Origin of the sequence: Deinococcus aetherius, from assembly GCF_025997855.1 — a bacterium.
Lineage (GTDB): Bacteria > Deinococcota > Deinococci > Deinococcales > Deinococcaceae > Deinococcus > Deinococcus aetherius.
The window spans coordinates 108,409-126,242 of record NZ_AP026560.1 but is presented as its reverse complement, the minus strand read 5'-3'; the positions used below and the strand labels follow the sequence as shown (position 1 = coordinate 126,242).

The window sequence follows — 17,834 nt, the reverse complement described above, 5'->3', positions numbered from 1 at the left end:
CTGCCCCGCCGGGATGAGGCGCGGCTTTGCCCGGGCCGCGCGGCGTTCATGGAGGAGCGTTGACTGGAGAGCCGCACGAACCACGTCGCGCCACGCCGCAGAGCAACCGCAGCCGTCCTCAGAACACCGGGAGAGACCGCTCTCCCCGCCTTCGCGCTCCCCTCAACCGTCCGACTTCGGGACACCCGTCATGGTCCCGGCGCGCGACCCTCCTATACTCGCCCTCATGAAGCTCGCCGCCCTCCTCGCGCTGCTCGCCCTCGGCACCGCCTCGGCCCAGAACACGGCGGCGCCGAGCGCGCCAGCGCGCACCGTCAACATCGGCCTCGGCTACCTCCCGAACGTGCAGTTCACGCCCTTCTACGTGGCCGACAAGCTCGGGTACTTCCGGGCCGAGGGGCTGAACGTCAAGTTCCAGCACGGCTACGTGTCCGAACTCATGCCGCTGCTCCTCCAGGGCAAGCTCGACTTCATCGTGGGCGACCCCGAGGACGCGGTCTTCGCCCGCAACCAGGGCGCCCCGGTGCGCTACGTCATGGCGGTGTACCAGAAGTTGCCCGTGACCGTCTTCAGCACCAAGCCGCTAAACACCGCCGCCGACCTGAGGGGCAAGACGGTGGGTATCCCGGGCACCTTCGGCAGCTCCTACGCCGCGCTGCGGGCCGTGCTCGACGACGCGGACCTCCAGGAGGGGCGCGACGTGCGGCTGGCCTCCATCGGCTTCACCCAGCTCGACGCGGTGCGGGCCGGTCGGGTGGACGCCGCCGTGGGCTTCGTGAACAACGAGGTCGTGCAGCTTCGGCAGGCGGGCACGCCGGTCTACACCCTCGACGTGACCTCCTCCTACCCGATGGTGGGCTCGGGCCTGATCACCCTCGACAAGACGCTCACGGGCGACCTCGCCCGGCGGGTGGTGCGTGCCTCCCAGCGCGGGCTGAAATTCACCGTCGCCGACCCCGCCCGCGCCTTCCGGGTCGCCCAGCCCGTCTTCGGCACGGGGGGCGGCACCCTCGACGTCCTGCGCGCGAGCGTGCCCCTGATGCAGAGCGCCTACACCCGCGCCAATGGCCTCGGCGCGAGCGACCCCGCCGCCTGGACGAAGGCGGTCGCCGCGCTCGTGAAGCAGGGCAGCCTGCCCGCCGGGGCGAGGGCGACCACCTTCTACACGAACGGCCTCGTCAGCAAGACGGTGCGTTAAAGCATCCGGCGGAGAAACAGGGCGTGCCGGGCCCCTCGCGCTGCCGCAAAGCCTCACAGAGCAGGGCGACGAGGTTTCTCCACAACGTCTGGCACAAGAACGATGTCAGGCTGAGCGAGGCGAAGCCTCTTGTCTCCAGCGCACGAGCCCCTCCGCTCCACCCGGGGTGACGAGTCGTTTGCCGTCGAGAACTCCAGTCCAACGTTCCGAGCCTCAAAGGCGGGGGGAGGGGTCACCCACCGGGTGTGTTCCCTCCCCCCGCCGGATGCCTACTCGTCGTCCATGCCGCCGAGCGCCTTGTTGACGGCGGCGGGCGTCTCGTACTCCTCGTCGGGCAACTCACCCAGCATGGAGCGCGTCTCGTCGTCCGCGCCGTTCTCCTCGGCGGCGGCCACAAGGTCTTGCTTGCTTGCCGGGTAGCTCACGCCCTTGAGGTGCTTTTGAAGCTGGATGGGGTTGATCTTCGCCATGTCGCCCTCCTGGGCCGATTATCTGCCCGCCCCGCCCGGATGCCCTTCACACCGGCTTAAGCCCCCAGCGGCTCCAGCAGCCCCTGTTGCAGCACGACGGGCAGCGCGAGCGTCTGGTAGCCCGGCCCGTCGAACAGCACGGTGATCTTCTCGCCCTCGTAGCGCATGACGAGGCCCTCCCCGAAGATGCGGTGCGCGACGCGGCTGCCCAGGGCGAAGGGCATGGTCTCCCCGGCGGGGGCCTCCTGCACGAATCCGGCCTCGCAGTTGTCGCAGGAGTCGCAGGGCGAGTCGTAGCTCTCGCCGAAGTAGTTGAGCAGATACTCCCGTCGGCAGCCCCCCGTCTCGGCGTACCCGCGCATCATCTCCAGGCGCGACTGCTCGAAGGCGCGGCGGTAAGCCTGCGCGAGCGCGGCCTCGGCCACCACCTCGGGAGAGAGTGCCCCCTCCGTGGCCGCGACCTCCCCGCTCGGGAGCACCTCCACGGCACCCACGTCCTCCAGGCGGCTTACCGCCGTGAGCACCTTCGTCTGGGAGAGGCCGGTCTCCTCGCGCAGTTCGCCGGGATCGACCGGGCCGTCGTGCTCCTCCAGGGCGCGCAGCACCTGCCCCACCTGATCGGCGTCGATGAGCGCACTTCCCGCGAAGAAGCGGCGCAGGTTGAGGTCGCCGGGCGTGTAGAAGAGGGTGGCCTCAGCCCCTTCGCCGCCCCGCCCCGCCCGCCCGATCTCCTGGTAGTAGGCGTCCACCGAGCCGGAGATGTCGAGGTGGTGCACGAAGCGCACGTTCGGCTTGTCGATCCCCATGCCGAAGGCGGTCGTCGCCACGATGACCTCCACCTCGTCCGCCATAAAGGCCGCCTGTGCCGCCTCGCGCGTCTCTACATTCAACCCGGCGTGATAGGCCGCCGCCCGCACCCCGCGCTCCGAGAGGTCGCGGGCCAGTTCCTCCGCCCCCTTGCGGGTCGCCGCGTAGACGATGCCCGGCCCCTGCGTGTTCGCCACCTCGGCGAGCAGGGCCGAGCGTTTCGTGCCCGCGTCCTCGAAGCGCCGCACCGCGAGCCGGATGTTCGGGCGGTCGAAGCCGCGCACGAGGATCTGGGGTTCCCGCATCCCCAGACGCTCGACGATCTCGGCGCGGACGGGGGGCGCGGCGGTGGCGGTCAGGGCGAGGACGGTGGGGTGCCCGAGGGCTTCCACCACCCCGCCCAGCCGCAGGTACTCGGGCCGGAAGTCGTGCCCCCACTCGCTGACACAGTGCGCCTCGTCCACCACGAAGAGGGAGGGTCCGGCCTCTCGCAAGCGGGCCAGCGTCTCCTCGCTGCCGAGCTGCTCGGGGGCCAGGAAGAGGAACTCGACCTCGCCCTCCTCGAAGGCGGCCAGGACCGACTCGCGCTCGGCGGGCTTCAGGGTCGAGTTGACGAGGGCGGCCTGCCCGGGGGCGCTCTCCTCCAGCGCCTCCACCTGATCGCGTTGCAGGGCGATCAGGGGGGAGACGACGACCGTGGGGCCGCCCAGAGAGAGCGCCGCCACCTGATAGATCGCCGACTTGCCGCTCCCGGTCGGCATGATGGCGAGGGTGTCCCGCCCCTTCAGGACGGACGCGATGGCCTCCTTCTGGGCGGGGTGGAGCCCGTCGTAGCCGAACACCTCGCGGGCGATGCGCTGCGCCCGCTGCATGTCCTTGGTGGGCCTGCCCCGGGGAGTGGCCGACCGGGCCGGGGCGGGCGGAGCGGGCCGGGCCGCGCGTTCGGGGGCCTTCACGCGGGATTCGGGCGTTCTGCCCCGGGCGGGCCCGAAGGCGGCGGGTTCGGGAACTCTGGTCCCGGGCGGGTGGGCAGTGACGGGTGGGGGGGTCGCGTCCTGGGGTTCGGCGGGCTCGGGCTCGGGGACCCTCACCCGGATGCGTCTGGGCATGGGGCTTCCTTTCTCGTCCACGCGGGGCGGCCCCTGGCGTGGAGAGAGCTAATCTGGCCGCTCTCCCCGACCCGGGACAGCCGGGGCCGGGAGGAGGCAGGGAGTCAGTCTGGCGGCCCCGCCCGCCCCGCAGATGATGCCCGGAACAAGCCCGCTTCACCGGACACGCGCGGGAGCCCCCGGCACGGTGAGGTGGGCTTCAGTCCCACCACCAGCGCCGCCGCGCCGCCCACATCACCCCGGCGGGGAGCAGCAGGAGGGCCGCCCGAAGAGGTCTCTAGGCGTGATGGCCTATCCCGGGCGTCCCCGCTTCCTCACGCCCACCTCACCTGCTACGGTGGGGGCAACACCGGAAGGAGGTGCTGCACATGACCGAGATCATCTTTGTCTTCCCGATCCGCCTGAACGCGACCGAACGAGGAATCCTCGCCCCTGCCCCCAGGAGTCACCGTGCAGCACCCGCTCCAACCGTTCCAGCCCCCGTGTAACGCCCGGCCGAGGCGCCCTTGAGCGCCCGCTGGCTCGAAGACGAACTCTCGGACGCGGATACCCGCCCGGAGAGGCGCCAGAAGCACAAGACGAAAAAGCCCCTGGGCCGCCGACGCCTCGCCGCCCTGCGCAACGAGGAGGAGGGCGAGCAGGACGACGTGATCCGCCGTCTGCGGGACCTGGGGCACGTCACCGAGGTCGTCGCTGAACTCAAGAGCGGTAAGGAGGCCACGGCGTACGTGGCGCGCGGGCCGAAGGGGAGCGTCCTCGTCAAGCTCTACCGCGAACTGGAGGCCCGCTCCTTCAAGCGCGACGGCGTGTACCGCGAGGGGCAGGTCATCCTCGACGAACGGGCGAAGAGGGCGATGGAGGGCCGCAGCAGGAAGGGCCTGGAGATGCTTCAGGCGGGCTGGGTGGCCGCCGAGTACGCGCACCTCTGGCACCTGTGGGGCGCGGGCCTGAACGTCCCCGAACCCCTCGTCGGCCCTAGCCCCTACGAGTACACCCAGACCACCCCCGCCGTGCTGATGCGCCTGATCGGCAGCGAGGACACCCCCGCCCCCCGCCTGAGCGACGCGGCCCTGACCCCGGAGGAGGCCCGGAATGCCTGGAACCAATCCTTGGACGGAATGGCACACCTGCTGCGGCTGGGTTACGCGCACGGCGACTACAGCACCTACAACCTCCTGTGGTGGGAGAACACCGTGACGATCATCGACTTTCCCCAACTCACGACCCGGCAAAACCCCAACTTCAAGGAGTTGCTGCGCCGCGACGCCGAGAGCCTCGCCACGAGCTTTCGCAGGCACGGGGTCGGGGCGAACGGCGAGGCCACCCTGCGCGAGGTCCAGCGGCGGGCGTTGGGCGTGGCGCCGACGCCGAGGGTGGTGCTGCCCTGAGAGCGGTCAGCTTTCAGCCGTCAGCAAAACCATTTCCTGCTGAAAGCTGATCGCTGACGGCTTGCCCTAAGCTCTCCCCATGCGCGCCCTCGAAACCTGCCTGTATGTGGACGATCTGGAGACCGCCGAAGCCTTTTACTCGGGCGTCCTGGGGCTGACCCTGTACGGCAAGGTTCCGGGGCGCCACCTCTTTTACAAATTGGAGGGCTCCATGCTCCTGCTCTTCGACCCCGTCATGAGTGCCCAGCCGGGTGACGTGCCGCCCCACGCGGGCAGACCCGGCGGGCACGCCTGCCTGGCTATCGGGCGTGAGGAGACGGACGCCTGGCAGGCGCGGCTGGAGGGGCATGGCCTGACCGTCACCCGCTACGCCTGGGGCAATCGGGGCGAGAGCCTGTACTTCGAGGACCCCGCCGGGAACGTGCTGGAGCTGGCACCGCCGAGCATCTGGGGACTTTGAATGGACGAGTTCTTCGCGCGGTTGGACGAGCTTGACCCGGATGAGTCAGATGCCATTTTGACGGCAGTCCATTTGACTGGCCAGGATCATGATGATCTAGTGGTCGACCACGGACAAGAGAAGGTCTAAGATGAGGGTATGGGACGGCGGAAGCAGTTTGTCGTGACGCTCAGCGATGAGGAGCGTCGTCAACTTACCGACATGACGCGAAAGGGCGTGATCAGTGCGCGGGTCATGACCCGCGCACGTCTCTTGCTTCTGGCTGACCAACAGTTGAAGGATGATGACGTGGCCGAGCGGCTGGACATCAGTCATTTGACGGTCGCCAGCATTCGGAAGAAATACACCCAAGGTGGGCTGCAAGCCGCCTTGTACGAGAAGGCTCGTCCGAAACCGCCGTCAAAACTGGGTCCTAAGGAGACAGCAATCCTGATTGCAGAAGCCTGTTCAGGAGGTCCAGATGGGCAAGCCAAGTGGACCATGCAACTCCTTGCAGATCGTTTGGTGACGCTGGGCGTAGTGGAAAGCATCAGTGATGAGACGATCCGGCGAACACTGAAAAAAACGACTTGAAGCCCTGGCAAGTCCAGAGTTGGTGCATCGCCAAAGTCGGCGCTGATTTCGTCTGGCGCATGGAAGAGGTGCTGGACACGTACGCTGAGCCGTATGATCCACTGTACCCCGTGGTCTGCTTCGACGAGAAGTCCTATCAATTGTTGGCGCACATCACTGAACCGCTTCCACCCGTGCCGGGACACCCGGCACGGGTGGACTACGAGTACAGGCGTTGTGGAACGGCCAATCTCTTCATTGCTTTTGAACCCTTGACCGGGCAGCGGACAGTCACCGTGACCGAACGTCGCAGCAGCGAGGAGTTCGTGGCACAAATGCAGGCTCTCCACTTGCGCTACCCCGAGGCGAAGACAATTCGCCTGGTGCTGGACCAACTGTCCACGCACACGCCGTCCTCGTTGTACCAGCACCTCCCGCCCGACGAAGCAAACGCCTTGAAGAGGCGGTTTGAATGGGTCTACACGCCGAAGCACGCTTCCTGGTTGAACATGGCGGAAATGGAATGGTCAGTTTTGGAGCGACAGTGCTTGAGACGACGGTTGGCAACCTCTGAGGAACTCAACAATGAAGTCAAAGCCTGGGAAGCGGATCGAAATGCTCGGTCAATTAAGGTGAGCTGGCAATTCAATACAGACAAGGCACGAGTGAAATTAAGCCGCCAATATCCGTCCCAAAATTAGGCCTAGCTATGTCTGTGGTTATCCACTAGCCCTGCACATGCTTCTGAAGGGGCAAACGTGGTCCCACGACGAGGTTGACGAACGCTGGCAGGTCGCGGCATTCAAAGTGGCAGAGCATCGTCTTGAGTTGGGTCGTGTGAATCCCACCCTGGAGACGGATCACCCACGCCTGCGCGAGCGACAGGAAGAGTGGATTCAGCTTATGTTTGCCGCTCCACCCTTGTCCGAAGCCAAACTGCTCAACGATCTGCGAACCGCACATTTGGAAAAAGAGTGGGGACTGTTCGGGCGCTTCGGCTTGGGGGGTCAACTCTCGTTTGGAAGTGGTGTCTTCGCCACCGGGCCACGCTCCCTCATGGCCGTCTACCGTCGAATCTTAGAGGCACAGGAGATGCGGCCCAGCGAACTCTGGTCTAGTCCCCACCCCGAGCACTACTATTCATCACCCCCTGTCCTCTGTCTGCACTTGAACGGAACAGCCTGGGTGGACGACACCTACGTCCTCGCGCAGTCCTTTCACGCGACACAGCTACCCTGACCCCATGAAACGCCCCCTGCGGTTCCTCCTCGCCCTCCTCCCCTTCCTCCTCGTGTCGAGCGCCGCGAAGCCTCGCCGGGAGAACGCCGAGCGTGAGCGTTAAACCCCTGCGCTCGGTGCTCTACGTGCCGGGCGACAAGCCGCGCGCCGTCGAGAAGGCACGCACCCTGGGGGCGGACGCCGTGATCCTCGACCTGGAGGACGCCGTCGCCCCGGAGGCTAAGGACGCGGCGCGGGAGAACGTGCGGGCGGCGCTCGGCTGGCGCTGGCCCCGTCCTGTCCTCGTGCGGGTGAATGGGCTGGGCACTCCGTGGGAACACGCCGACCGCGAGATGGCCCTGACGGCGGGCGCGGCGGGCCTGGTCCTGCCCAAGGTGGAAGACGCCCGCACCGTGCGCGACCTGCACCTCGGCCTCCCCCTCTGGGCGATGATCGAGACGCCGCTCGGGGTCCTGCGCGCCCCCGAGATCGCCGCCGTGACCGGAGTGGCGGGATTGATCGTGGGCGCCAACGACCTCGCCCGCGCGCTGCGGACCCGTCCCCACCCCGACCGCCTGCCCCTCCTCCACGCCCTCTCGGCGGTGGTGCTGGCCGCCCGCGCCCACGGCAAGGTGCCCCTCGACGCCGTGTTCAACGATGTGCGCGACCCGGAAGGCTTCGCCCGCGAGTGCGCGCAGGGCCGGACCCTGGGGTTCGCGGGCAAGACGGTCATCCACCCGGACCAGATTGCTCCCGCGAACCTGGCCTTCGGGGTTACCGGGGCCGAGGCGGAGGAGGCCCGTGCCCTCCTCGCCGCGTGGGAGGAGGCGCGGCAGGAGGGCAAGAGCGTGACGACCTTTCGCGGCGCCTTGATCGAGCAGATGCACGTGGACGAGGCGCGGGAGAGGGTGGAGGCGTGGGAGGCGGGGCGGGGGTAGGGCACGGCCCGCCCCCGTCTCAGCTCGGGAGCCGCGCGGCGCGAGGGACACAACGCAGACGGCCCCCAGTCCCTCCTCCCTTTCCGTGCGTTCCGTTCCCGCCCGCCTTGTCACGCCTCCGGGAACGCGCCGCATTTCCCATGAGGGGGCGGTGGTACGCTCGGGGACGGTTATGGACGCTTACGACGTAGTGGTGATTGGCGGCGGCCCGGCGGGGTATGTGGCCGCGATTCGCGCCGCGCAACTCGGGCTGGGGACGGCCTGCGTGGACGCCTTCGAGCGCGGCGGCAAGGGGAGCCTGGGCGGCACCTGCCTGAACGTGGGATGCATTCCCAGCAAGGCGATGCTCGACTCCAGCGAACGGTTCGAGATGATCACCCACGAGGCCGGGGAACACGGCATTCAGGTGGACGGCGCGCGGGTGGACCTGGGCAAGATGCTGGGCCGCAAGGAAGCCGTCGTGGACAAGCTCACGGGCGGCGTGGCCTATCTCTTCCGCAAGAACAAGGTGACGAGCATTCACGGCCTGGGCCGCCTCGTCCGCCGCGAGGAGGACGGCTGGGTCGTGGACGCGGCCGGGACCGAGGTGAAAGCGAAGAACGTGATCGTGGCGACGGGCAGCAGCCCCCGCGAGTTGCCCCTGGCCCCCTTCGGCGGGCATGTGGTGGAGAACAGCGGCGCGCTCGCCTTCGAGCAGGTGCCCGGCAGACTCGGCGTCATCGGCGCGGGCGTGATCGGGGTGGAACTGGGCAGCGTGTGGCGCCGCCTGGGGGCCCAGGTCACCGTCCTCGAGGCCCTGCCCGGCTTCCTGATGGGCGCGGACGAGGCGATCAGCCGCGAGGCCCTCAAGCAGTTCCAGAAGCAGGGCCTGGAGTTCCACTTCGGGGTGTCGATCAAGGCGGTCGAGCAGGCTGAGGCGGGTGTGACCGTCACCTACGAGGAGAAGGGCCAGAGCGTCACCGCGAGCTTCGACAAGCTCATCGTCTCCATCGGCCGGGTGCCCCACACGGCGGGTCTGGGGGCCGAGGCCGCCGGGCTCGAACTCGACGAGCGCGGCTTCGTGAAGGTGGACGGGCACTACCGCACCAATCTACCGGGCGTCTACGCAGTCGGCGACGTGATCGGCGGCGCCATGCTCGCCCACAAGGCCGAGGAGGAGGGCGTGGCGGTTGCCGAGCTGCTGGCCGGACACGCCGGGCACGTCAACTACGACGTGATCCCCTGGGTGATCTACACCAGCCCCGAGATCGCCTGGGCGGGCCTGACCGAGAAGCAGGCGAAGGACAAGGGCTTCAACGTCAAGACGGGCCAGTTTCCCTTCAGCGCGAACGGCCGGGCGCTGGGGCATGGCGACCCGCGTGGCTTCGTGAAGGTTGTGGCGGACGCGGACACGGACAGGATTCTGGGCGTCCACATGATCGGCCCGAACGTCTCCGAACTCATCGGCGAGACAGTCACCCTGATGGAGTTCGGCGGCAGCGCGGAGGACCTCGCCCGCACCGTCCACGCCCACCCCACCCTCTCCGAGGTGGTCAAAGAGGCCGCGCTGGCGACGGACAAGCGGTCGCTGCACATGTAAACGGGAGGGGAACGGGGGGCAGGGAGGCTGGAGGGCTTTCCCGTCTCTCCCCTTATGGCCCCTCAGCCGTGATGGGCCGGGTCGTGCGCGAGCACCCGTCTCGTCGCCTCGGTGAGGATGGCCCGCACGTCCTCCAGCGTCTGGGCCTCTACGTACACGCGCACGACGGGTTCGGTGCCTGAGGCGCGGAACATGGCCGAGGCCCCGCCCGCTAGGAGCAGCTTCACCCCATCGGCGGTCTTGCGGCCCTCGACCGGGTGCCCCGCGACCTCCCGGTACTCCCGCGCCTCGGCGAGGAGCGCATCCTTATCGAACCCGGCGCTCAGATGCAGATCGTTCCGGTCGTAATGGTGCCGGAAGCCCACCTCAGCCTCGATCTCGGCGAAGAGGTCGTCGAGGCTCTTGCCCGTGGCAGCGACCGCCTCGACGAGGAGCAGGCTGTTCAGCAGGCCGTCCCGCTCGGGGATGTGCCCGCGCGAGGAGAACCCGCCCGACTCCTCGCCGCCCATCAGCACGGCCTTGCCCTCGTCCGCCTGCCCCTCCAGGAAGGCGTCGGTGATGTACTTGAAGCCCACCGGGGTCTCCAGCAGCTCCAGGCCCAGGCGGCCCGCGAGCAGTTCGATCACCCGGCTCCCCGAGACCGTCTTTACCACCCGCCCGCGCAGGCCGCGCCCGTGGAGGTGCCTCAGGAGCACCGCGAAGATCTGGTGGCTGTTGAAAAACCTGCCTCCCGCCGTCACCGCCCCCACCCGGTCGGCGTCCCCGTCGGTGACCACACCGAGGACCGTGCCCGTCTCCTCCCACAGCCGCGCCGTCAGCTCGCCAAGGTTCTGGGGGATGGGCTCGGGATTCACCCCGTGGAAGAGCGGGGTGGGTTCGCCGTGCAACTCGCGCAGGTCGAGGCTCAGGCCCGCATGGCGCGCGTAGCCGGTGAGCCAGCCGCACCCCGCGCCGCCCATCGGGTCGTGAATGACGGTGCCTCGGTACGCGCGCAGGGTGCCCAGGTCGAGCTGCCGGTCGAGCGCGGTGTAGTACGCCTCCCGGATGTCGAGGGGCTGGATGGTGCCCGGCGGGCCGCCCCACGCCTCGGGGTTCGCCAGCGCCCGCTCGACCTCGGCGACCACCTCGGGAGTTGCGCTGCCCCCGTAGGGCCCCTTGAGCTTGTAGCCGCTGTAGGCGGGCGGGTTGTGCGAGGCGGTGATCATGACTCCTCCCGCCGCCCGGTGGTGGACCACCGCGTAGGACAGGGCGGGGGTGGGCAGGTACTCGGCAGCCAGGAGGACGTTCAGGCCCTGCCCCGCCATCACCTCGGCGACCACTCGCGCGAACCCCGCCCCCTGGAAGCGGGTGTCGAAGCCCACGACCACGAGGGAACCGCCCCTCGCCCTCAGCGCCTGGGCGTGAGCGCGGGCGACCACCCGCACGTTCTGATAGGTGAAGTCCTCGGCGATGATGTCCCGCCAGCCGTCCGTTCCGAATTTGATGGGCATGGGTCAGCTTTCTCCGCTTTCGGACTCTAGCAAGCGCGGCCTCACTCGCCATTGACGAAATGGGGGGCCTCCGGTATGCTTCCGGGCGTGCTGAAAAGCACCCCTTGAGAGGGCGGCCGAGCGCGGAAAAAAGCGTGAAGCTGTGGGTGTGGCCCCATCGTCTAACGGTTAGGACACTACCCTTTCAAGGTAGCGATACGGGTTCGAATCCCGTTGGGGTCACCAGAAAAAGCCTCCGCCTCGGCGGGGGTTTTGCCTTTGGCGTCCTTCGGGGGCCCGCTATAGTGGCGCGCGTGATGCGCCCCGACGACGCCGCCGCGCCGCCGCGCTGGCTTCCGGTCTGGCTGGCCGCCCTGCCCGTGGTGTACGTGATCTCCCCGCTCGCGCTGCTGGCGCTGCCCGCCTTGCGGCGGCTTCCACGCGTCGTGTGGTGGGTGCTGGGTGTTTACACCCTGAGCCAGCAGCTCCCGGCGCTGTTCGCCCCCGAGCCCCTGCTGGCGAGCGTGCTGGCACTGGCCCGCACCGGGCTGATGTTCGGGCTCATTGCGGTGGGCGTCCTTCTGGCAGACACCGGGCGACTGCGGGCGATGGTGCCGGGTCTGCTCGCCGTGTACCTGACAGCGTTCGCCTTCACGGTCCTGGGGCACGCCGACCTGCTTGTGCAGCGGCTGGGGCACCCCTACATGACGCCCATCACCCTCGGTCTGGCGGGGACGCTGGGGGTGTGGCTCGCCCTGTTCGCGCCCGGGCGCCTGGGGTGGCGCCTGCCGCTGGGCGTGCTGGCACTCGGGGTGCTGCTGCTGTCGGGAAGCCGGGGCTCGCTCGCCGCCGCCCTCGTGGGGTGTGCGGCAGGGTTCGTGATCCGGCGGGGCCGACGGCTGGCCGTGGGCGTGCTGGCGGGCGTCGCCCTGCTCGGGGTGGCCTTTCTCCTCGGGCAGCGCCTGGAACTCGGCGCGATCACCCGCCTGGGCAGCGCGGACACGACCGGGCGGGACATCGTCTGGGAAAACACCCTGAGCGTGATCCGGAGCGAACCCTGGAGCGGGGTGGGCAGCTACCGCCTGGGCGGGCGCCTCGCCGCGCCGGGCGACGCCTGCGAGCTGTGGGCGGCAGCGGACGGGCAGGCGCCGGTCTGCCCCGCGTGGGTGAGGGGGCTCGGCAGCCCGTGGCTGATCGCCCACAACGTCACGCTGCAACAACTCGCTGAGACAGGCCCAGTGGGACTGCTGGGGCTGTTCGCGCTCCTCGGGGCGGTCGCGGGCGCGGCGCTGGCCCAGCGTGATCCCCTGGGGATGGCGGTGATCTCCGGTCTGCTGGTCGCCACCGTCAACGACAACACGCTGCTCGTGCCCAGCCCCTTTTTCGCCGAGGTGTTCTGGATTGCGGCGGGCAGCCAGCTCCTTTCCCTGCGGCGCCCCAGCGCGGGCACGGGGGCGCTGACCGCCGCACTCATGCTGGCGCTGTCGGCCCCACTGCTGGCGAGCGCACTCCCCACCCCGCCCGGTCCGCCACCCCAGATCGCCCTGCTCAACGCCCCCACCACGGTGAGGAGCCCACACGACTACATCACCTTCGTCCGCTTCGACCTGCCGCCGGGCCGTTACCGGGCGTCGCTGCACAGTTGCCTGGAAAGTTGCGCCCGCATCGCCAGCCTGCCCTTCACGGTGGACGCCGGGGGCGCCCCGGTGATCACGCTGTCCGGGTCCCTGCGCCCGGTGAGGCGGCAGGTCCTGGAGTTGCGCCTGCATCCCGGCACCTCCTCCCTGCGTCCACAGCCCCTGGGGACGCGCCGCTGGACCGTGGAGGTGCGGCCTTGAGACCGTGGCTGGGCCTCGCGTTCGTCCGGCCTCTCCCGGTCTCGTGCCCCTGGTCCGGGTAAGCCCATCTTGCGGCGGCCGGGGCGACTTCCCCGGGCCGCGCCCGCAGCCTGTGGCCCAGGCGCCCACTTCCCCCGGGAGGAGGCGGGGACCGCTTAACGCAGGCTCCCGAACTTGTTCTCAGGAATGAGCTGTTCGAGGTACTGCCGGATGGCTGCCCCGTCACCACGTTCGGCGTAGACACGCAGCCGACGTAGGTGCTGGCTCAGCGCATGAGGATTGACCTGGCCCAGCCGGGCGCTGAAGATCTCGCTGTGGGTGGTGGCCCCCACGCCCTCGCCCGTCGTGAGGAGTTCCTCGTACAGCTTCTCGCCGGGGCGGATGCCGCTGTACACCACGTCCACATGCTGCGCCCCGCTCAGGCGGATGAGGTCATGGGCGAGGTCGGCGATCCGCACCGGGTCGCCCATGTTCAGCACGTACACCTTGCCGTTCTCGGCCAGCCCCCCCGCCTGAAGGACCAGCCGGGCCGCCTCGGGGATCGTCATGAAGTAGCGCACCATCTCCGGGTGGGTGACCGTGATCGGGCCGCCAGCGCGAATCTGTGCCATGAAGGTGGGCACCACGCTGCCCCGGCTGCCCAGCACGTTCCCAAAACGCACCGACACGAACGCCTGCGTTTCGCGCGCCCGGGCCGCCCCGGCCGACACGACCATCTCCGCGACGCGCTTGGACGCGCCCATGACCGAAGTCGGGTTCACCGCCTTGTCGGTCGAGATATTCACGAGCCGGGTCGCCCCGTACTCCAGGCACAGCTCGACCACGTTCTGGGTGCCGATCACGTTGTTGAGGATCGCCTCGGAGGGGGCTTCCTCCATCAGGGGCACGTGCTTGTGCGCCGCCGCGTGAAACACCACCTCGGGCCGGTAACGTTCGAACACCCCCCGCAGCCGGGCCTCGTCGCGCACGTCGCCGATCAGCCCAATCTGCTTGATGTCCGGCCAGTCGCGCACGAGTTCCTGCTGGATGCTGAAGACGCTGTTCTCACCGCGACCGAAGAGGAGCACCGTGCCCGGCGCGAAGGGCATGATCTGCCGCACGATCTCCGAACCGATGCTGCCCCCCGCCCCCGTGACAAGTACCACCCGGCCGCGCAGGTACCCCGCAATCTCCCCCGTGTGCAGGTGAACCGGCGGGCGGCGCAGCAGATCCTCCAAGTTCACGTCCCGAATCTGGGTGATGCTCACGTTGCCCGACAGAATCTCGAACACTCCTGGGATGATGCGGTAGCGCAGTCCGGTCTGGCGGGCCAGGTCCACGACCCGGCGCACGAAGTCGCCCCCCGCCGACGGGACGGCCATCAGGATCTCCTGCGCGTCCTCGCGCCCCGCGACCGTGACGAGGTCCTCCACCCGGCCGAAGACGGGCAGCCCCACCAGCCGCCGCCGCAGCTTACCGGGCTCGTCGTCGAGAAAGCCGATGGGATCGAGCCCCGCCTCCGGGTGGCGCTGCATCTCGCGCGCGATCAGGGTCCCCGCCTCCCCCGCCCCCACGATCAGGACCCGGCGCCGGGTGGGCGTGCCGCGTAGTTGCCTGCGCTCATGGGCAAGGCGCCCCGAGATGCGGGCGCCGCCCATCAGGAGAAAGCCCAGCAGACCCGCCATCACCGGCACGCTGCGCGGAAGGTTCAACCACGTCTGCAACACGAAGCCCAGCGCGAACACCACCAGCGTGGCGAAGGCGACCGCCCGCGCGAGCATCTGGAGGTCGATCACCCCCGCCCGGCGCCACGTTTGACGGTGCAGACCGTAGCGGGCCTCCAGCACCGCCATCACGAGCAGCGTCAGCAGCAGATAGCTCCAGACGCTCAGCGGAATCCCGCGTGCGATGAGCTGCGGCTGGCGGAAGGCGTAGGCGAGCAGCGCCGCCCCACCCCACAGGGTCAGGTCGAGGAGAAATTTCAGCCGAGCATTCGCGGTCATCATCAAAGCAGGTCCCCAGGCATCTCAAGGCGGCGTGGCTCACGCGCGGACGCGCTCATGTCTATCATGTCCGCACGGCTCACGGCGATCTAGTAGGCCCCACGCCCGCGCAGCACGCCCCGCACCGTGTAGACGAGCACGAGCACGTCGGTGACCGGTCCGACGTGCCGGAGGTAGGTGTGGTCGCGGAGCACCTTCTCCTCGTCGGGCAGGTCGTCCCGGCCCGTGACCTGCGCCAGGCCCGTGATTCCGGGGCGCAGTTGCGCCACCCCGGTCGCCTCCCGGCCCTGCAGCACGACCTCCTGGGTCAGGAGCGCGGGACGCGGCCCCACCAGGCTCATCTCCCCGCGCAGCACGTTCAGAAGCTGGGGTAGCTCGTCGAGGCTGGTGCGGCGCAACCAGGGACCCAGCCGGGTATAGGGGCTCAGCCCCAGGCGCCGCATCTCCTCGGTGGAGAGGTGGGGCGTGCCGCGCCGCATCGTCCGGAACTTGAGAATGGTGAAAGGCCGGTGCCAGCGTCCTGCCCGGGACTGCCGGAAGAGCACCGGGCCGGGGTCGTCCACGAAGATCGCCACGGCCACGAGAACGAACACGGGCCACAGCAGCGCGAGCCCCAGTCCCGCGAGCAAACGGTCGAACGCGAGCTTCAGGGGCTCGTACGCGGCGGCACGGCGGCTCACCCCCCCGGGCCTCCCGGAACTCGGGCTCACAGCTGCCCCACCTGCCGCAGCCGTGCCGCCTCCTGCTCGATTCCCAGCGCGAAGGGACGTGGCGCGTACCCCAGCTCCCGACGAGCGAGGCCGATCTCGAAGGCCTTGTCCTCCTGCAAGCGGACGACCTGTTCATGCCGCACGGGAAAGCGCGGCACCCGTTGGAACACCCCCACCAGGGCGGCGACCGGACGCACCGGCACGAACAGCAGCACGCCCCGACATCCGACGGCACGAAAGGCCTCATCCACGATCCGGCGGTAGGGCAGCGCCTCGGGACCCGCCAGGTTGAACTCCCCACGCGCGTCCCGCACGACCGCCTGCGCGATGCCCTCGGCGAGGTCCTCCACGTGGACCGGCTGCATCAGCGCCCGTCCCGCCCCGAAGACCGGGTAGACCGGCACCCGGGCGATCAGACGCAGGAGCCGATGCATGTTGTGGTCGCGCTCGTTGCCGTAGATCATGCTGGGCCGCAGGATCGTGACCTCCACCGGGCTGCGCCGCATCTCCTCCTCGATCTCGCGGTACAGCGCCGAGTACGAGTGGTGCCGCGAGAAAACCCCCGTCGTCGTTACGCAGAAGGCCCGGGTGACCCCCACTCCCGCCAGGGCGGGCAGCATTCGCCGCGCATGCCGGAGATTGGCCGTCTCCAGCAACACGTCGCCGGGTCGCACCACGCCCCGGTAGGTCGCCGGGTCGTCGAGGTCGCAGACGTGCCACGGCACCCCGAGTTCATCCAGCGCCGCCGTATCGGTGGTGGGCCGCACCAGGGCGAGCACGGGCCGCCGGGGTTGCAACGCCCGCAGCCGCCGCAGGGTGAAGAGGCCGGTGTTCCCGGTCGCGCCCGTCATCAGGAGACGTGGCAGCCCGTTCATCCTCTCCCCCGTCGCCCGAATATTCCCACCACACGCGCGGTCAACTCGGTCAGCACGAGCACTGCGCCCGTCCCCAGAGCCAGCCTGCGGGTCCGGGCGGCCCGCTCCCGGCTCTGGGCCCACAACCGCCGATACAACATGTCCCACTCCTTCCAGAGGCGTTCTTGCGCGAAATCGTGCGCCACCCACGCCTGGGATTCCTCCCCCAGGCGCCGCCGCAGCCCGGGGTCTTCCGCCAGACGCACCATCGCCCGGCTCAGGGCGTCTACGTCCCCCACCGGGACCCGCAGGCCCGTCTCGCCCTCGCGCACGGCGTCGCGCGCCCCGGTCGCGTCGGTCGTGATCAGGGGCAGCCCCGCCGAGGCGGCCTCCAGCGCCACCGTGGGAAAACCCTCCCGGTAGGTGGGCAGCACGAGCACGTCCATCAGAGCGTAGTACGGCGCCACGTCGGTGACGTACCCCGCGTGCAGGATGCCCGCCTCCCCGGCGAGCCGGGCCCGCGTCCCCGCGTCCACCGGGTCGCCCGCCTCGAAGTCTCCCACGAGCAGCAGCGTGGCGTCCGGGTACGTCTCCCGCACCCCCAGGAAGGCGGCCACCAGCTCGCGGATGCCCTTGTCCCGGGTGAACCTCCCCACGAAGCCGAACACCACTCCGCCCGGGTTCAGGCCCAGACGTACGCGCGCACGCTCGACCTCCGCCGGGTCCGCAACCACGGGCCGAATGCCGTTCACGCTGCCGTGGTGGAGGGTGACGATCTTCCCGGGCGAGGTCAGCCCCAGTTCCAGCGCCCGCGCACGCAGGCTGGGGCTCACCGCCACGACGCGGTGGGCGCAGCGCATGGTCACCCACTCGCAGAGCCGAAGCACCTGCCGCTTGCGGCCCGTGACCGTCTCCAGCCGCAGCCCGTGGAGGGTGTACACCCGGACCGGGACCCGCCGTGCCCACGACACCAGCCCGCCCACCAGCCCCGTCTTTGGATTGCCGAAATTTACGATCTGGGGCCGCACCCGGCGCATGATCCGGTGGAGGTGCCACATGGACACGAGGTCGCGCGCCGGGTCGATCTCGCGGCTGACGTCCAAGGGATAGACGGCCACCCCCTCCCGGCGCCCCACCTCCGCGAGTTCCCCGCCCTCTCCCCGGGTCGAGACGAAGGACGTGTCGTAGCCCGCCGCCTGCATATGGGCGAGCTGGCCCCTGAGGTACCACAGGGCGCTGTGGGGAATCGTCAGGAGGTACAT

The 17,834-nt window shown here is 69.4% G+C and carries 16 protein-coding genes and 1 tRNA gene; 10 read left to right on the top strand and 7 right to left on the bottom strand.

All coding sequences use genetic code 11. From position 1 onward, the window contains the following. The first annotated feature begins 226 nt into the window (after window positions 1–226). Window positions 227–1,198, top strand: a complete 972-nt coding sequence (locus tag DAETH_RS00600; RefSeq protein WP_264776033.1) for an ABC transporter substrate-binding protein — start codon at window positions 227–229, stop codon at window positions 1,196–1,198. Window positions 1,199–1,467: 269 nt separating this feature from the next. On the opposite strand, the gene DAETH_RS00595 is transcribed toward DAETH_RS00600, so the two are convergent. Both DAETH_RS00595 and DAETH_RS00590 read right to left on the bottom strand, forming a co-directional pair. Continuing rightward, entirely contained in the window at window positions 1,468–1,668 is a 201-nt protein-coding gene (locus tag DAETH_RS00595; protein ID WP_264776032.1) for a DUF2795 domain-containing protein, read from the bottom strand. 56 nt (window positions 1,669–1,724) lie between these two features. Beyond that, the gene (locus DAETH_RS00590; RefSeq protein WP_264776031.1) at window positions 1,725–3,584 is read right to left on the bottom strand and encodes a RecQ family ATP-dependent DNA helicase; all 1,860 of its coding nucleotides are present in this window, start codon (window positions 3,582–3,584) and stop codon (window positions 1,725–1,727) included. Window positions 3,585–4,090: 506 nt separating this feature from the next. Here DAETH_RS00590 and DAETH_RS00585 point away from each other — a divergent pair. From DAETH_RS00585 to lpdA, 7 genes are all read left to right on the top strand, one after another. Next, window positions 4,091–4,972: an RIO1 family regulatory kinase/ATPase domain-containing protein gene (locus tag DAETH_RS00585; RefSeq protein ID WP_264776030.1), complete on the top strand. Its 882-nt coding sequence runs from the start codon at window positions 4,091–4,093 to the stop codon at window positions 4,970–4,972. 79 nt (window positions 4,973–5,051) lie between these two features. Then, window positions 5,052–5,432: a VOC family protein gene (locus DAETH_RS00580; protein ID WP_264776029.1), complete on the top strand. Its 381-nt coding sequence runs from the start codon at window positions 5,052–5,054 to the stop codon at window positions 5,430–5,432. Window positions 5,433–5,570: 138 nt separating this feature from the next. After that, window positions 5,571–6,005: a helix-turn-helix domain-containing protein gene (locus tag DAETH_RS24595; RefSeq protein WP_406585089.1), complete on the top strand. Its 435-nt coding sequence runs from the start codon at window positions 5,571–5,573 to the stop codon at window positions 6,003–6,005. Beyond that, window positions 6,002–6,685: an IS630 family transposase gene (locus tag DAETH_RS24590; RefSeq protein WP_406585088.1), complete on the top strand. Its 684-nt coding sequence runs from the start codon at window positions 6,002–6,004 to the stop codon at window positions 6,683–6,685. The genes DAETH_RS24595 and DAETH_RS24590 overlap by 4 nt, the downstream gene beginning before the upstream one ends. Before the next feature lie 37 nt (window positions 6,686–6,722). Next, the gene (locus DAETH_RS00570) at window positions 6,723–7,223 is read left to right on the top strand and encodes a hypothetical protein (RefSeq protein ID WP_264776027.1); all 501 of its coding nucleotides are present in this window, start codon (window positions 6,723–6,725) and stop codon (window positions 7,221–7,223) included. 92 nt (window positions 7,224–7,315) lie between these two features. Continuing rightward, complete coding sequence (locus tag DAETH_RS00565) at window positions 7,316–8,140, top strand: HpcH/HpaI aldolase/citrate lyase family protein (RefSeq protein ID WP_264776026.1); 825 nt, start codon at window positions 7,316–7,318, stop codon at window positions 8,138–8,140. Window positions 8,141–8,312: 172 nt separating this feature from the next. Further along, window positions 8,313–9,719: a dihydrolipoyl dehydrogenase gene (lpdA, locus tag DAETH_RS00560; RefSeq protein ID WP_264776025.1), complete on the top strand. Its 1,407-nt coding sequence runs from the start codon at window positions 8,313–8,315 to the stop codon at window positions 9,717–9,719. 62 nt (window positions 9,720–9,781) lie between these two features. On the opposite strand, the gene DAETH_RS00555 is transcribed toward lpdA, so the two are convergent. Further along, window positions 9,782–11,209 carry a phosphoglucomutase/phosphomannomutase family protein gene (locus tag DAETH_RS00555; RefSeq protein ID WP_264776024.1) on the bottom strand — a complete coding sequence of 476 codons (1,428 nt, stop codon included), beginning with the start codon at window positions 11,207–11,209 and terminating at the stop codon, window positions 9,782–9,784. Window positions 11,210–11,359: 150 nt separating this feature from the next. On the opposite strand from DAETH_RS00555, the gene DAETH_RS00550 reads away from it, so the two are divergent. Together DAETH_RS00550 and DAETH_RS00545 are read left to right on the top strand one after the other, a co-directional pair. Next, a tRNA-Glu gene (locus tag DAETH_RS00550) sits at window positions 11,360–11,434 on the top strand. Between the two features lie 71 nt (window positions 11,435–11,505). Beyond that, window positions 11,506–13,026: an O-antigen ligase family protein gene (locus DAETH_RS00545; protein WP_264777356.1), complete on the top strand. Its 1,521-nt coding sequence runs from the start codon at window positions 11,506–11,508 to the stop codon at window positions 13,024–13,026. Between the two features lie 155 nt (window positions 13,027–13,181). On the opposite strand, the gene DAETH_RS00540 is transcribed toward DAETH_RS00545, so the two are convergent. From DAETH_RS00540 to DAETH_RS00525, 4 genes are all read right to left on the bottom strand, one after another. Further along, window positions 13,182–15,008: a polysaccharide biosynthesis protein gene (locus DAETH_RS00540; protein ID WP_264776023.1), complete on the bottom strand. Its 1,827-nt coding sequence runs from the start codon at window positions 15,006–15,008 to the stop codon at window positions 13,182–13,184. An 89-nt stretch (window positions 15,009–15,097) separates the two neighbouring features. Further along, on the bottom strand, window positions 15,098–15,688 hold the full coding sequence (locus DAETH_RS00535) for a sugar transferase (RefSeq protein ID WP_264776022.1): 591 nt from the start codon (window positions 15,686–15,688) through the stop codon (window positions 15,098–15,100). 26 nt (window positions 15,689–15,714) lie between these two features. Continuing rightward, window positions 15,715–16,593 carry an SDR family oxidoreductase gene (locus DAETH_RS00530; RefSeq protein WP_264776021.1) on the bottom strand — a complete coding sequence of 293 codons (879 nt, stop codon included), beginning with the start codon at window positions 16,591–16,593 and terminating at the stop codon, window positions 15,715–15,717. After that, window positions 16,590–17,834: a glycosyltransferase family 4 protein gene (locus DAETH_RS00525; RefSeq protein WP_264776020.1), complete on the bottom strand. Its 1,245-nt coding sequence runs from the start codon at window positions 17,832–17,834 to the stop codon at window positions 16,590–16,592. The genes DAETH_RS00530 and DAETH_RS00525 overlap by 4 nt, the downstream gene beginning before the upstream one ends.

Coding starts and splice junctions, on each gene's coding strand:
- DAETH_RS00540 (WP_264776023.1), bottom strand. CDS start 15,008: ATGACCGCGAATGCTCGGCTGAAATTTCTCCTCGACCTGACCCTGTGG.
- DAETH_RS00590 (WP_264776031.1), bottom strand. CDS start 3,584: ATGCCCAGACGCATCCGGGTGAGGGTCCCCGAGCCCGAGCCCGCCGAA.
- DAETH_RS00555 (WP_264776024.1), bottom strand. CDS start 11,209: ATGCCCATCAAATTCGGAACGGACGGCTGGCGGGACATCATCGCCGAG.
- DAETH_RS24595 (WP_406585089.1), top strand. CDS start 5,571: ATGGGACGGCGGAAGCAGTTTGTCGTGACGCTCAGCGATGAGGAGCGT.
- DAETH_RS00545 (WP_264777356.1), top strand. CDS start 11,506: ATGCGCCCCGACGACGCCGCCGCGCCGCCGCGCTGGCTTCCGGTCTGG.
- DAETH_RS00600 (WP_264776033.1), top strand. CDS start 227: ATGAAGCTCGCCGCCCTCCTCGCGCTGCTCGCCCTCGGCACCGCCTCG.
- DAETH_RS00595 (WP_264776032.1), bottom strand. CDS start 1,668: ATGGCGAAGATCAACCCCATCCAGCTTCAAAAGCACCTCAAGGGCGTG.
- lpdA (WP_264776025.1), top strand. CDS start 8,313: ATGGACGCTTACGACGTAGTGGTGATTGGCGGCGGCCCGGCGGGGTAT.
- DAETH_RS00525 (WP_264776020.1), bottom strand. CDS start 17,834: ATGTACCTCCTGACGATTCCCCACAGCGCCCTGTGGTACCTCAGGGGC.
- DAETH_RS00530 (WP_264776021.1), bottom strand. CDS start 16,593: ATGAACGGGCTGCCACGTCTCCTGATGACGGGCGCGACCGGGAACACC.
- DAETH_RS00580 (WP_264776029.1), top strand. CDS start 5,052: ATGCGCGCCCTCGAAACCTGCCTGTATGTGGACGATCTGGAGACCGCC.
- DAETH_RS00570 (WP_264776027.1), top strand. CDS start 6,723: ATGCTTCTGAAGGGGCAAACGTGGTCCCACGACGAGGTTGACGAACGC.